The sequence below is a fragment of the Candidatus Villigracilis proximus genome (assembly GCF_016717045.1).
Taxonomy (GTDB): domain Bacteria; phylum Chloroflexota; class Anaerolineae; order Anaerolineales; family Villigracilaceae; genus Villigracilis; species Villigracilis proximus.
In genome coordinates this window covers 110,432-125,173 of the sequence record NZ_JADJUO010000002.1, presented here as the reverse complement: position 1 = coordinate 125,173, position 14,742 = coordinate 110,432, and the positions used below count along the sequence as shown (strand labels likewise).

Annotated in this window: 13 protein-coding genes; 7 read left to right on the top strand and 6 right to left on the bottom strand. The window is 51.9% G+C overall.

From position 1 onward, the window contains the following. Positions 1-152 precede the first annotated feature (152 nt). The 5 genes from nirK to IPL71_RS03875 form a co-directional block, all read right to left on the bottom strand. Entirely contained in the window at positions 153-1,952 is a 1,800-nt protein-coding gene (gene nirK / locus IPL71_RS03895; RefSeq protein WP_345319055.1) for a copper-containing nitrite reductase, read from the bottom strand. A gap of 13 nt (positions 1,953-1,965) precedes the next feature. Continuing rightward, entirely contained in the window at positions 1,966-2,178 is a 213-nt protein-coding gene (locus IPL71_RS03890) for a hypothetical protein (RefSeq protein WP_345319054.1), read from the bottom strand. A 126-nt stretch (positions 2,179-2,304) separates the two neighbouring features. Then, positions 2,305-2,727: a hypothetical protein gene (locus IPL71_RS03885; RefSeq protein ID WP_345319053.1), complete on the bottom strand. Its 423-nt coding sequence runs from the start codon at positions 2,725-2,727 to the stop codon at positions 2,305-2,307. Between the two features lie 186 nt (positions 2,728-2,913). Further along, positions 2,914-4,188, bottom strand: a complete 1,275-nt coding sequence (locus IPL71_RS03880) for a DUF8744 domain-containing protein (protein ID WP_345319051.1) — start codon at positions 4,186-4,188, stop codon at positions 2,914-2,916. 72 nt (positions 4,189-4,260) lie between these two features. Then, complete coding sequence (locus IPL71_RS03875; RefSeq protein WP_345319049.1) at positions 4,261-4,950, bottom strand: Crp/Fnr family transcriptional regulator; 690 nt, start codon at positions 4,948-4,950, stop codon at positions 4,261-4,263. Between the two features lie 146 nt (positions 4,951-5,096). Between IPL71_RS03875 and IPL71_RS03870 the strand changes: the two genes are divergently transcribed. Continuing rightward, complete coding sequence (locus IPL71_RS03870; RefSeq protein ID WP_345319047.1) at positions 5,097-6,140, top strand: SCO family protein; 1,044 nt, start codon at positions 5,097-5,099, stop codon at positions 6,138-6,140. Between the two features lie 25 nt (positions 6,141-6,165). Here IPL71_RS03870 and IPL71_RS03865 read toward each other — a convergent pair whose 3' ends face one another. Then, the gene (locus tag IPL71_RS03865; RefSeq protein ID WP_345319045.1) at positions 6,166-6,789 is read right to left on the bottom strand and encodes a Crp/Fnr family transcriptional regulator; all 624 of its coding nucleotides are present in this window, start codon (positions 6,787-6,789) and stop codon (positions 6,166-6,168) included. Between the two features lie 1,410 nt (positions 6,790-8,199). On the opposite strand from IPL71_RS03865, the gene IPL71_RS03860 reads away from it, so the two are divergent. The 6 genes from IPL71_RS03860 to IPL71_RS03835 all read left to right on the top strand — a co-directional run bounded on the left by IPL71_RS03860 (position 8,200) and on the right by IPL71_RS03835 (position 14,723). Then, positions 8,200-8,871 carry a hypothetical protein gene (locus tag IPL71_RS03860; protein WP_345319044.1) on the top strand — a complete coding sequence of 224 codons (672 nt, stop codon included), beginning with the start codon at positions 8,200-8,202 and terminating at the stop codon, positions 8,869-8,871. Between the two features lie 110 nt (positions 8,872-8,981). Then, positions 8,982-10,049, top strand: coding sequence for a LacI family DNA-binding transcriptional regulator (locus IPL71_RS03855; RefSeq protein WP_345319042.1), 1,068 nt, complete (start codon positions 8,982-8,984; stop codon positions 10,047-10,049). Position 10,050: 1 nt separating this feature from the next. Next, positions 10,051-12,138 (top strand): ATP-binding protein, encoded by a 2,088-nt coding sequence (locus tag IPL71_RS03850; RefSeq protein WP_345319040.1) that lies wholly within the window; start codon positions 10,051-10,053, stop codon positions 12,136-12,138. 77 nt (positions 12,139-12,215) lie between these two features. Beyond that, positions 12,216-12,656, top strand: coding sequence for an arsenate-mycothiol transferase ArsC (locus IPL71_RS03845; RefSeq protein ID WP_345319121.1), 441 nt, complete (start codon positions 12,216-12,218; stop codon positions 12,654-12,656). Positions 12,657-12,819: 163 nt separating this feature from the next. Then, the gene (locus tag IPL71_RS03840) at positions 12,820-14,559 is read left to right on the top strand and encodes a DUF3863 domain-containing protein (protein WP_345319038.1); all 1,740 of its coding nucleotides are present in this window, start codon (positions 12,820-12,822) and stop codon (positions 14,557-14,559) included. Further along, positions 14,535-14,723 carry a hypothetical protein gene (locus IPL71_RS03835; protein ID WP_345319036.1) on the top strand — a complete coding sequence of 63 codons (189 nt, stop codon included), beginning with the start codon at positions 14,535-14,537 and terminating at the stop codon, positions 14,721-14,723. Before IPL71_RS03840 ends, IPL71_RS03835 begins: the two co-directional genes overlap by 25 nt. The last annotated feature ends 19 nt before the right edge of the window (positions 14,724-14,742 follow it).

Here is a 14,742-nt window from a genome sequence, read left to right as displayed (position 1 = left end):
CTTTTTGATATGCTTAACTTTGCTCTTTCCACGTGCATGATGCCGCGACTTGGTCGGTTTTTTCCCATTCAATCCTGACATAAAAATGACCTGCTCGGTATGTGGCAGGTCATTTTTGTGTGTTTTAGGTTCAGCGAGCTTGTCTATTGATTTTAGTGACCGCTCCCAGCGGAGGGGGTGCCGAGGAAGATTTCGGGGGCGTCTGGTCCTTCGACGATCAGGTAACCAGCCAACCCGCGTTGGAGACGTGCGAGAGCATGGTCAACAAGAATGTAGTTGCCAGGGACTTCAAGATCGAATTCAACCATGGTTGCGCCGCCGGGTGGGACAATGGTGGTTTGTACGTCGGTGAGAGGCGCGCTTGTGAGCGATGCCTGGTCGTACACTCTATCGAAGATTTCACCGATGACGTGGAATGAGGATGTGAGATTGGGTCCACCCACACCGAAGAAGATGCGCACGGTTTCTCCTACATTTGCTTTGAGCGGTTTCTGTGTAGTGAGCGAGCCTACTGCGCCGTTGAAGACAACATACTCAGGGTCTTCGTCGAGCATTTTGGTGATGTCTGTCGTTTGCTGGCCTTGTTCGCCGAATGCGCCCGTTGTGTAAATGTCGCCTTGCATGACGTAGAACTCGCGGTCAACTGGGGGCAAGCCGCCTTCAGGCTCAACGAGGATGAGGCCATACATGCCGTTCGAGATGTGATGCGCAACCATTGGGGTGGCGCAATGGTAAACGAAGAGTCCGACGTTGAGCGCTTTTGCGGTGAAGACGCTTTCCTGTCCGGGTTGGGTTTGGGTCATGACTGCGCCGCCGCCTGGACCTGTGACTGCGTGGAAGTCAACAGAGTGATTCATGCTGCTGGAGGTGTTGTTGGTCATGTGGACTTCGATGGTGTCACCCAGTCTCACGCGGAAGAAGGGTCCGGGGACTGCGCCGTTGAACGTCCAATAGGTGAAGGTGGTTCCATCAGCGAGTTGACCTTCCACTTCCACAGCTTCCAGGTCAATGCGGACGGTGGTCGGTTCGCGGATTTCGAGCGGGGCGGGCAGGTCGGTTGGGTCGCGGACAATGTCTGCGCCAGTGGCAGGAGCTTGCGCGGCAACGGGCGCGGTTTCGGCTGCTGCGTCACCAGTGCCATATGCACCAGAGGGAAGCCCATCGAGATATTTGACAATTAAATTAATTTCGTCAGTTGTCAACGAGTCTTTCAATGTGGCAGGCATAATGTTGGGAGCACATGCGCCAGTGGGGCATTTGGGCGCAACAAACAAATTGGGATCGAGAATCGATTCGTGGATGTATTCCTCGGCAGTGGTCGCCTCACCTGAGTATGAGCCGCCGTCAAAGTATTTTAGAGCAGCAAGATGCACGTTTGAAAGATCAGGCGCGATCACGCCTGCGGCATTGGGGATGCCCGGGATGACATGGCAGCTTCCACATGTACCTTTTTGGAATGCGGCAATCACCTGCGGATCGGCAGAGTTCTGTCCAGAACTTTGTGTAGAACTTTGCGTTGAGGGAGCAGAGGCTTCCCCTGCCATGCTAACAAGCAAGATGCCTCTCATGCCCAATTCGGCATGGTTGGCTACGCTGTCATAATATTCCATTTCTCCGTGAGTATTTGACACGGTAAATGTAACCGATGTTTCCTCGCCCTTTTCTTTGACCACTTCTGTGCGGGCTTTGACTTCAGGGAAGGTGATATCATGCTGGCCCATGCCGCCGTTGATCAGAGTCACTGTAATTGTTTCGCCAGGGCCGGCGCTTAGAGTGGGATTTGCGATGCCGTTAATCTCATCGCTGACGCCTAGAAAGATCAAGTTACCGTCTCTTATTTCAGTGGTGAGTACATATTCCTTGCTTGTAAGCTGGGAGTCTTTACTTGCACAGGCTGCAATGAAAGCTGTCAATACGACGGTCAATAGTAGAAATTTCGTGAATGATTTCATTTTGCTCTCCATATTAATATTTTTGAATGGCGATTTTGGCGAGTTCTTCGAGAAATAACTTTTCATCAAGTTGATAGATGTTGACGACATCTTTCAACGTGCAAAAGCGCGCGAAACCACACCCTATGCAGGTGGCATGCCTGCCAATAAAAAACCTGACAGCCTTGGGAGTGGACTTTAGAAAACTTTCCACGCTTATTTCAGAAAGGTCAAAATCATCTTTCATGATGAACAAAGAATATCATTTTTCCCCCGTGCTGTCTTTGCGCTAGCGCAAATAGGGTTTGCGCAGGTTGATTTGCTCCCCCTGTAGCGTGCTCTGGGGTAAGAGTTTTTAGACACTCCCAGATGTTCATTGTCTGGCTGAAAACGAAAATTTTAGAGGGTAGATGCGTTGCCAGTTGCCAATGGCAAATGCGGCGACTCCAGCCGCTTGCAAAATCCGCGCCAACAGTCCCAGCCAGATAAATCCCGCGTAAGGGGCTGCAATGTTGACTGCAATGCCAAGGTTGACCAGCGCGAATGTCGCCCAACTCCAGCGCTCATCTCCGCGGGGCGTGTTGCTAGTGAGACGCGGCAGAATCCAAAATGCAACGCCCAGCGCCAGTTGAGTCAGCCAGCCTAATATCAGAAATTCGATGTGAATCGGGAGCAGAGCCCAAATGAATGGGGCAAAGGGAACACCTTTTTGGGCAAGGATGAGACTGCCGAAGGTAAACCCCAGCACAAGATAGACCAGCGAAGCGCGGATGAAAATACTACTTAAGCGCGGCATTTACTTCGTCCGAATCCGCTTCCAAACGGCGGCGGCAAATCCTATGCCCGAATACCATTGCAGAATTGAGGCGGCAACAAGCGCCCATGCGCCCAAAGTTGTGGGCGAAAGGCTTTGAAGCGGTTCGAAGACGACTCTCAGAAGCAACCCCAAATTGAGTGTGCAAAAACGCTCCAGACCAGCCACTCAGGTCCGCGCGGATGTTCTTTGCTGTGCATTGGAAACATCCAGATGGCGACGCCGAAGATCAATTGGGTCAGCCAGCCGAAGGTCAACAGGTGTAGGTAAACGGGGAACATCCCCGCAGCGCTCGCGACCTGCTGCCAAATTCCCGCCGCCAAACCCAAAACGAGGGAGACGAGTGCGGCTTTGATAAACCAACGCGTGATGGTGGGCATTATTCCTTCCTCCCTTTGACAATGGAAAAACTGTCAACGCCAGAAAGAGCAGAATGGCGGTTTCATTGAGCAGTCCGCCCCATTTGCGGATCTCCATTTGATTGGTCAAGTCTCCGACGATGCGCGTGATGAGCGATAGGTGCAGCAGAATGAGATGGGCGTAGAACACGGGGTAAAACTTGATCTGCGCTCCCAGAATGGCGGGGAAGATGATGGGAGCATGACCGAAGATCATGGCAAACACGAAGCCGACGAAAACCGCGTGCAGGGCGGCATCATAGAGCGGACCCGCGTAGAGCGCTCCATGATACAAAAACATGCCGCCCGCAATTACCAGCCAGAAGTACCCGCCGAAGAGACAGATGGCGATGTAGCGCGTCAATGGGTTGGGGTGACGGATGTTGCGTGAAGCGAGGTCGTAGCGCAGAAACCAGAATCCAAGCCCTAGCATAGCAGCGCCGCCGAGGCGTGACCCGGAGTTCAAGTCAAAGGTGGCGAGGATTGCCCCAGCCACAAGCGCGGCAGCGACCAGGCTGAAGAGGCGAATCTGCCCGGGGGTTGGTTTCAGCACTCGGCTGAGTTCGAGCCGTTCACCGCCGATCGTCAGCACGAGAAAGGTCATCCACCAGAAAACGATCTGGAAGATGGGAAGTCCCATCATCCACAAAAAATTGCCGACCACGAAAGCAAGCGCACCGACGCCCATGGTGATGGTGTGGATGTGTGGCTCGCGTTTGACCATCACGCCCAGGATCGCCAGTGTGCCGAGGCTGCCGAGTGTGAGCAAGACCGCGCCGACGCGCGGCGCAAACAACAGGCTGACCCAGCCAACCCCAGCGATGATCGGCACGCCGAACATCCACTTTTGGCGGATGGCAACGGCTCGTTCGAGCGGAATCAACACGCCGAGGAATCCAGAGACCATTAATGGTCCGTGCGCGATGGCAAGGTTGTCGAAGGCGGGCAGCGCCCAGCCCATGCGGAGCAAACCCGCCCACATTGCAAAAAGCAGGGCGAGGATGGCAAATGCAAGAAAGGGTAGAAAACGGAGTTGTAATTTCATATTTTGATTTTACCGATTCTGCGTGGTTTGTCTTTGCGCTACCGCAAACAGAATTTGTGATGACTATTTTTCCTAGTTGTCTGCAATGCGTACCAGGTCATGCGGCTTGATGATCTTGATCTTTTCCCTGGCCGTTTCAATGATCTGTTGCCGCTCCCATTCGCTGAGCAGGCGGCTGACTGTGTAAAGCGTTGTGCCAGTCATCTCTGCCACATCCTGCCTTGAGAACGATAGAACGATCCCCGCATCTTGTTCTGACCTTATGCTTGATTGCCCAGCCAGGCGAATCAGCGCGTTGGCGACTCTTTGCTCAACCCGCTCCGTTGCGAGTTCGCGGTATCGCGCCTGCATTTCCTGAATGTAGGAGGTCATCAGGGTCATCATGTCAAGTGAAATGTGCGGACTTGTCTCCAGCATTTTGCGCAGGAATCTGCTGTCAATGGCAAGCGCAGAGCTGTCTTCCAATGCCTGCGCGGTGGCGGGGTAGGTGGCTTCCTTGCGGACAGCTCCCAGCGCGCCAAACATTTGCCACGGGTGGATTGTCCGCAGGTTGACCTGCTGTCCATTGGGACTGGATTGCATGAGTTTGATCTGTCCACTGGTGAGTATGTACAAATATTGCGCGGCTTCGCCTTGAATGAAGAAGAATTCATTTTCTTCAATTGAGCGAATAATGCTGTTTTTCAGAATGAGTTGCAACTCATTTTCTGTTGCGCTTTGAAAAACAACGACTTGTTTTATCTCTTTTGTTGTAATACTCATATTTCTATTTTACTCCGAGAAGTATGAGTATTCATAAGCTGGTAATGTTCCAGGCTATTTTGATCCTGCCATCTTTGCGATGGAACAAAGACGGAGTTTGGCTTTTTCGGTATAGTAGGCATTATTCGGAATCGAAAGGGAATCCAATGAAAAAAGTCTTCGTCATCCTGATTATCGTTTTCTTGTTAGCCATCCTGGGCATTTGGGGCTTTCAATACTCTGCGCAATATCAATTCCATGGTTCGGTATTGCAGGACCCCAAACTGGCGGCTGAGATCCTTTTGCGCGCAGATTCGGGACCTGTTCGCCTCAGTGATCATCGCGGCAAGATAACCCTGTTGTATTTCGGATACACATCCTGCCCCGATGTCTGCCCCACTTCATTGGCAAACCTAAAACTGACATTGGGTAATTTATCTCCTGAAGAAGCCGCACAGGTACAGGTGATATTTGTCTCTGTTGATCCAAACCGCGATACACCCGAAAAACTTGGTCAGTATGTGCAGTTATTTGCTCCAAGTTTCATTGGGGCAACAGGAACCCGCGAAGAAATTGATCTGATCACCAGCGCCTTTAATATCTACTATAAAATAAATTCTGAATCAAAAGATAACTATTCCGTAGACCATTCAGGTTTCATCACAGTGATTGACCGCAGTGGTTATGTAATCATGAACTGGCAACATGGCACTCCGCCTTCTGAGATGAGCGCAGATTTGCGTTACTTGCTCAAGAACGGTATGCCGATCAGCGCGCAAATTTTGGCGGGGGCAACTTATACGCCAGTGATCTGCGCTGTGACTCTTGCCCCTGCGCATGTTCAAGGTGGCGAATGGCTGTATCAACATCACTGTGCCCAATGTCATGGGGCGGATCTGGCTGGCAACCCCGCATGGCAGACAAATTTGGCAGATGGTTCACATCTCCCACCGCCGCTTGATGGTGGCGGAAAAGCCTGGCAATATTCCGAGCAAGACCTCATGAAAACTATAAAAGAAGGTCGTAACCTGGATAAACCCATTTACATGCCAGCATTCAAGAACAGGCTGGCAGATTGGGAGATCAGCTTTATTCTCACCTATATGAAAACGAAATGGGATATTAATCAACTGAATTATCAACACGGATTCATGACCCTCACTCCGCAGGCGACTCCAACCCTCATCGAAACTGGCACAGCAATTCCATAAAATGATGAAATCGAGCGGGATTTACTTACATCATTGCCCGCTTCGTTAATTCCTCACGATTCAAAATACGGATGTATTGTTTGTCCATTTCAATGATTCCCACCTTCGTCAATTCGCGGATCACGCGACTCAATACATCTGGCACAGTGCCAAGGTGCGACGCCATTTCTGTTTGATTTGTCCAGCGCCGTCGTTCGATCACATCCCCTTCGGCTTGTTCAAGCAAAAGTTTTGCGAACCGTGCTTCCACGGTTCGCAGGGACAAATCCGCTGTCAACGCCACAAGGCTGATGAAGCGATCCGCCATGCTTTCCATGATCTGTAACGCTGTGCGTAGATGTGCCAATAAAACATCTTCCAATGCCTGACGCGGCAGTAACCAGATCCCCGATTCCTCCAGCACAATCGCAGTGGCGGGATTTGCACGCTTGACGAACACGCCGATTTCATTAAATATTTCACCCGCATCCAGGAAACGCAAGACCTGTTCTCGACCTTCTGGCGAAGTCTTCAATACTTTCAACGAGCCATATTGCATGTAATATAAATTAGTTTCCGTATCCCCTTCCCAGAACACTACTGCATCAGGAGGAACACTTTCCAGACGGCACTCTTTGACAGAGTGGAACAGTCTCGTGATCCAGTCCACGCAGGAATTCAAAGGTTTGCAATCGCTTGAGAAGAATATCGGTTTGCATAATTATGCCTTTGCTCTCAAACTCTTGCAAACAGAATAAACTGTCATCCCAATAAACAGTAAGATTGCAACTTCGTTCAACAGTCCACCCCACATGCGAAGGGTGTGTAAGTTTGCGTAATCAGCAATCACCGCAATGCCAACGATGCGTGCAACAAACCCAAGTGAAAGAGGAACGGGATCGGGAAGCGGTTTGGTTTCATGGTTTCATTATTATAAAAGAAAGCGCCACTTTGTGAGACGATCTCTCAAGTGGCGCTTCTTTTATCAACAAATAGTCCCGCTTTTGCCGCCTACGTGCCGCCTACGTTTGCGGGTCGAAATTTACCCGTATTCATGATATATGCCGCGCCGGACAGATCTGATTGCAGTTATGAGGTGAAAATTGGCAACGGCACCTGTCCTATTTCGGCCACATAACAGGCTCTGCAATTGCTAAATTTTAGTTGCTGTGGCTAACAGGTCTTTCCGTTGTGTCGATAGAAGAAGTCTAAAATAAGTACTACTATCTAAGTTAGGGTGTAATTGATCAAATAGGGGATATGAACCCTTGGGGGCAGGGATACACACAATACGACACTTTTTACATGCTCGTTTAGGGAGAACAAGGTGATTGTGAAGGCATATCTCAAACTCAATTGTAACTCATTGCATTATGTGCGTAAAAAACCTACAACAGACAAGATTTTATCATTCGTGACTGAATATAGAGACTAATTGTGATTTCTATCCCCATCAGGACCCGGCAACAATACGACACTTACATGCTCGTTTAGGAACAAGGTGATTGTGTGGCATATCTCAAACTCAATTTTTGTAACTCAGTTGCATTATGTGCGTAAAAAACCTACAACAGACAAAGATTTTATCATTCGTGACGAAAAACAGAGGCTAATCGTGATTTCTATCCCCGTCAGGGCCGCGCAAAATTAATTGAAAAACCCCCTAAAGGCGGTTTTGTTTCTTTTTGCCAATTTTCGAGCAAAAAAAGGGTGAAAAACAGTTACGCACCGCGAGTTCCACTATCGGGCTTCTTTGTATGAACCCGCGATCAGAGAACTGATATTTAAGATAAACCCAAACCTGCACCAGCATATCTTCTTTTTGATACACATCGAAACGATATATTTTTCCCAATAAACTAGGTTGCATGAACTGAAGAGCCGGTTGAAGGTGGGCTATATACCAGTATTTAGTTCGGATGAAGTGAAGCATTATTTTTATGCACTGACTGCGTGCTTTGGAGAATAGGTACAGTATCGATTGCGGTTGAACCCAGTACAGCATTTTCATAATAAAAAACATCATATTTTTGATATTCAAATAGTTTGACATGGGGTATCCTATGTTTGGAGATTTCCCATGACTCACCCACTTAACATTCTAGGTATTCTATCTTTTTGGGATTTTCAAGGTGCATCAGACAGCGATTTGATTGCAAAGGGAAAATATCCATATCATTTATGCGAGCGCAACGGCCCCGTCTTCCGCATGAACGAAGGGATTTTCGGAAATCAGTCCGTCTGGCTTTCGCGGCAGGCATGGTTGGAGATTCCGAATCGGGAATGTGCAGGGCTTCACCGTCACGGGGAGAACTCTGCGCTGACGTTAATTGCGTGGATTAACCGCTATCGTCAGGTGAACGACTCGCCCGACGAAGCGCCGCCGCCCGAAGCGATTGCGGGAATCTGGAACGAGACCGAGAAGCAGCGACAATACTGCCTTTTCCTGAACATCATCATCACAGGTGGCGCGGCGGATAACGTCGGTGGGCATGTTTCGCATTTGGGCGGGTCAACCGCAGGACGGCGCTACTGCGAAGATGTTTCAGCAAGCACGACTTCCGTTCCCTTCCATGAATGGTGCATGGTGGGCTTTACTTTTGACGGTCATTTTGCGCGTTCCTATTTCAATGGGGGCAATTGGTATCGCGGTCTACTGGGCGGATTGGCAGTTTATGACCGCGCATTGAATCCCGAAGAGATGAAGGCTTTGGCAGAGTCTACGCTGCCTGTAACGGTAGGGCGAGATTAATACCCATACGGGCACAATGTCTCTCCTTACTGGTAGTAGAATCACCCCATGACCACTCCCCATCGTAAAAAGATCACCGCACCACTATTGGCTTTCTTTCAGGTTGGCATGTGTACGAGCGCACCATGTTGGCGGATTACTACGGCGAACTAGCGCAGGGAATTTTGCGTACCGCGCAGGAGCGGCAATCAAATCTGTTGCTCGCCTGTGGGATGAGTCCTTCTGAGTTTCCAATTGCTGTGCGCCCTGCTTTGCCCATCTACAACCCAACGGTGGATTATGTGCCCGTCGGTGATTGGAACACAGATGGTCTGATTCTTGCCAGCCCTCTGGTGGGCAAGCCCATGCTGGACTATGTGGAAAAATTACGCGCCAACAACTTTCCGTTTGTCACCATTGGTGGCGCGGACACGGTTTCTTCGGTGTTGATTGACAATGCCGTTGGCATTCAACTGGCGATGACTCACCTGCTCGAACACGGACACGAGAGCATTGCCTTCATTGGCGGTCATGCCGACGATATGGATGGTGACAGCGGTCAACGCTTGCGGGCGTATCAGGATTTCGTGCATCAACACGGCTTGAACAACTCCCCTGCGCTTATCGAGATGGGCGACTATGCTTTTGATGGTGGCGTTCAAGCGGTTCAAAAAATTCTGGCGACAGGAGCGCCTTTCACCGCCATTTTGGTCAGCGGGGATATTGCGGCGGTGGGCGTGATTCATGCCCTGCGCGAAGCAGAACTTTCCGTTCCGGGCGATGTAGCCGTCATCGGCTTTGACGATACCGCCAACGCCGCGCTTAGTCAGCCACCGCTCACCACCATTGGATATTCCGCCTTCGAGTTGGGCAGGCAGGCAGCGGATTTGTTGCTGCGCCAAATTCAAGACCCCGAACATCCGCCCGCCAGCGTAAAGGTGATGCCGCGACTGGTCATCCGCCAATCGTGCGGGTGCGGAGCCAAACAGGATTGGCGCGCGGACGCGCCTCAAGTCAACCTGAAATCTGCCAGCCTGCTGGAACCGCATTCCCTGGCAGACGAGATGACTCGTGCCATCCTGCCATTTGCATTGTATTTAAAAGAAGACGAAGCCCTGGGATTATGCGACAGGTTGGCGATGGGCTTTGTCCGCGCAATAAAACCAATGAGCCTGCCCCTTCCGTGCCGCGCTGGATGACGTGCTGCGCTTTATCGTTTTCATCAAGGATGACGTGTATGCGTGGCGTTGGGCGATTGTGCGCTTGCAGGATTGGATGCGGGAATACAAACTGCCCGAATCGCAAATCCGCTTTATCGAGTTCCTGATTGCCGAAGCCCGCGAGACGGTTGCCGAAGCCATTCAACATCAGCGCCGCGAGTATCTCGAAAACCAGCGCACACGCGCCAACCAGATGGGCTTGCTCAGTTCGCGCCTGCTGACCGCGTTGAACGAACAGCAGGTCTATGACATCCTTGCCGAGAGTTTGCCAGAGATGGACATTCACCATCTTTCGCTGGCTTTTTTCCGCACGGATATGGACGGACTGCCAGAGAGCAGCGATTTTCAGGTGGTGTTGGGCGAGAAAAAACATTCGCTTCGCAACCAACCGCAGGAGTTTCCGCCCAAAGGCGTGTACCGCGCCGACAAACCCTTCGCGCTGACCTTGCTCCCATTGGGCGGCGAAGCTCAGCTTTCAGGTTACGCCGTGTTCGACACGGAACATCTCGAATCTTATGGGGCGATTACCCAGCAAATCAAAGTGGCGTTGCGTCTGGCTCGGTTGTATCAGGGCGCGCTCGATGGTCTGAAAGCCGCCGAAGAAGCGGGGCAGATGAAGAGCCGCTTCCTTTCCACCGTCAGCCATGAGCTGCAAACGCCGCTGAGAATCATCGTCACCGATAGCGAGCGGCTCTTGCATGACGGGCAGGATAGCCCATCCCTGCAACGAATTCACGGCAGCGCCCGCCACCTCGACGCGCTCATCCGCGACGTGCTGGATTTGACCCGCGACGATATCGGGCAACTCAAACTCACCCGCGAGCCATTGGATTTGAATCAAACCTTGCAACCTGTTTTGGAGATTGGAAAACAGCTCGCCGCTGAAAAGGGCTTGGCGTGGACGCTTCAGACTCCCCCGAGCCTGCCCGCCGTTTGGGGAGATTCGGCGCGGCTGCGGCAGATTGTCCTGAACCTGCTCACCAACGCGGTCAAATTTACGTCTGCGGGCGGAGTGATGGTGATGCTATCGGCGCGGGTGGGCGATGTGCTAGTATCGGTGCGCGATACGGGCGCGGGCGTTCCGCTCGAAGAACAGAAGATGATTTTCGGCGAGTTCTACCAGTCGAGCCGCACGCAGGAGCAACGCTTCGCGGGCATGGGCATTGGGCTTGCGCTTTGCAAACGTCTGGTGGATATGCACGGGGGCGAGATTGGGGTACGGTCAGACTCGCAGCGTGGCTCAGAGTTTTTCTTTAGCGTACCCATTCTCGGCGCGGTGGAATCGCTGCCCGTCGAGCAGAGTCAAGGCTTGGGCATGGAATCCGCTCCGTTGGCAGCGTCAAGCCCGAAAGAGTCATCCATCCTATTAGTGGATGATGAACCGATGTTGTTGGAGATGCACGCGCAACTCATTCGCGAGCAGATTCCGTTTGCGAAGGTGGCGACTGCCGAAAACGGCGAAGACGCACTGGAACGGATGCGCCGCCAGCCGCCCGATTTGGTGATGCTCGATTTGGGGATGCCCGGCATGGACGGTTTTCGCGTGCTGGAGACAATGCAGAAGCAGGAGACAACGCGCTCCATCCCTGTGATTATTCTGACGGGGCAGGCGCTTTCAGAAGCGGACATGGCGCGTCTGCGCGGGCGGGTGGAAGCGGTGCTGAACAAAGGTTTGCTGCGGACGGACGAAGTGCTGGCACAATTGCGCAAGGCGCTCTCGCGCAGTCAGGATGGGCTTTCGGGCGATATGCGGGCGCTGATGCGCAAGTCGATTGCGTACATTCAGGAGCATTATGACGAGCCGCTTTCGCGTGAAGATGTGGCGCGTTATGTGGGTGTGAGCGCGGGCTATTTCTCGCGCAGTTTTCACAAGGAAGCGGGGATTTCGTTCCAGGATTATCTCAACCGTTACCGCATTCACCGCGCGCGGACGCTGTTGGCAGAAGGTAGAATCAATGTGACCGATGTGGCGTTTTCGGTGGGCTTTCAGAATGTCAGCTATTTTTGTCAGGTCTTTCGACAGGTGGTGGGGGTTTCGCCCAGAGTGTATCAGAAGGCGAATGGGTAAAACCGTTTAACCACGAAGGAGCACAAAGGTTTAAAAGATTTTCCTTCGTGCCCCTTTGTGACACTTTGTGGTAAAAAATTATACCCCATTCCAAAATCCTTTTTCTCTGCACAGGCAATTACTACCGCAGTCGCATGGCGGAAGAGATGTTCAATCACTTTGTCGAAAAGCAGGGATTAACTGCACGGGCGTTTTCACGCGGGTTGTCAACTTCATTTGAAAACAACGGCAACGTCGGCAGTTTCTCGAAGTTTGCCTTGCGCGTGTTGACTCGCTATGGAATTTCGCCGCGCCGCGTGGATGAATTTCCCCAGCGGGTGACAGCGGACGAACTGCGCGAATCGGATATGGTGATTGCGCTCTACCAGCGTGATCACGCGCCGATGCTGGCGGAGCAGTTCCCTGAGTTTGCGGAGAAGGTCATCTACTGGTCTGTGCCAGATTTGGATGAGATGTCTGAAGATGAAGCGGGGGAGTTGGTTTATGGGGAAGTATTGGAATTAGTGAACAAATTTTGAAACAAAGAAAAACGCTCGAAGCTTGCGGATTCGAGTAGAAAAAACCCTTCCCAAAAACCACAAAACCAGTCACAAAACTGACAGAGCCGTTTTGCGCCCAATGATATGCTGGCAGTGTCGCAACTTTCCAGTCGCGCCACACAAAAGCAAAACGGAAAACTCCATGCTCTATTTCAATCTCCTGCACCGCCCCGCCGAAAACCCTTCCCAACGCGCTTCGTTTGCTTTGCAGCAGCGCATGGCGCACGACTTGGGACTTAAAGTGACCCTACTCGTGGATTACCAATCGCTGTGCGATGAAGAAACGGTCGCCGAGTTGAAGACCTACGCCAACGACTTCGGCGACGAGTTGGGCGTCTGGTTCATGAACCTGCCCCCCGCCGCCGACTCCGCTGATGGAAGGCACGAGCCGTTCATCTGGTTGTATGCAGATGACGAGAAGCGCCGAATCATCGAACAGGTACTGACCCGCTTCAAAGCCACCTTTGGGGTTGACCCTGTTTCTGTGGGTTCGTACCACCTTGACGCTGAGTCGCTGCGGATTCTCAAGGAACTCGCGCCGTCGATTCAGATTGCGGTGGCGGGTTGTTTTGAAGAAGGCGTGCGCGTTTATCACGGTTGTAACAATTCATGGTATCTGTTCAGCGAAGGGATGCCATGGGCGCCGTGGTATCCGTCCAGAACGCACTCGCTGCGCCCTGCGCAAAATGAAGCCGACTCGCTGGGGATTGTCGCCGTGCCGCATCTGAGCCGTGACCTGGTTCTCTCCTACGAAGGGCGCAATGACTTTTTTGCCACGCACCCCGCCAACGTCCAGCGGGCGATGGCGAATGACGGCATGAACAACCCGTACATGTACAATCTGGTCGACCAGCACCGCCTGCAAGCGGACTTCAACGATGGTTTTGCCTACGTCCATATTTTCGTGGGACCCGCATGGATGTCGAACGACTCTAGTATTCAGGATACAGACGATGTGACGCAAGGGCTGTACCGCGAATTTTTGGAATACTTTGTTGAGTTGCGAAAACTGGGGCAGGCAACCGATATGAAGATGAGCGAGTTCGCCGCGTGGTATCGGGATAACATACCCATCGGCAAGCCACAGGTTGCGCTTGCAAAGGAAATGCTCTATGGTACGGGCAAGCATTATTTCTGGTATCTCGATTCATTCACCCGTATATTGATTGACCCTACACAAGGCGGCTCGATTGGCGACTTGCGCCCGTATGCCGCCCAAATCGAATCACATACAGGCGCAGACGCAAAGGCGCTCTGGTACGGCTCGTACCCGTATTTGATTCAGTCCCAGCACCGCACGGGCAATTCATATCACTATGCCGATGGTTCGCGCACAACTTTGCTTGTCACGCACAAGGACGAAACGCTGGATTTGGCAAACGTGCGCGTGAAGGTGGCGGAAGTGACCCGCGCTGAAAGTGAAACCGCCCTGCGTTTGACTCCCGCCACTTTGACTTTCTCGGACGGGACGCGTGTGTCCATCGAAACCACATACCGCTTTTTGGGAGGCGGCAAAATTCTCATCGAGCGCAAATTGCTCGAAGGCGAAGATGTGCGGGCGCAGGAATATGTCAAGGCGTGTTGGGGGCTGACGGAATATCCCGAAGATTTGAGAAATGTCATTTTAACAGTATCAGGCAAAACATCAGAAGAGATGCGTTACGAATATCGCAGCCGCGAAATCCGCTCGGAAGCGGTAACGGCTGTCGCGGCGCAGATCCCACAAATCCAGACAAAAATTAGCCTGCAAGCTGAAGGGACCTGTGAGTCGGGCGCGGTGATGGAAGGGTATTTGTTCAGCCCATATTTCACGCTGACGTTGAACGGCGCGCTGCGGGCTGGGAAGGTGATGCGGACATGGCTGAACATCGAGAAAATATAATTTTGCGCTGCCCCGTTTGTTTTGCGCGTGAGAACGATGTAGTTTTATTGCGCGAAGGCGTAATGTTTTACTGCGTCAAGTGCGGTTTTGAAGGCGACGAAGCCCGCGTGCGTGAGTTGTATGCCGACCAGCAAAAAAATATCGCTGGCGCGCGCGGCGGGTGACGTTGGAAGAGCAAAGGAA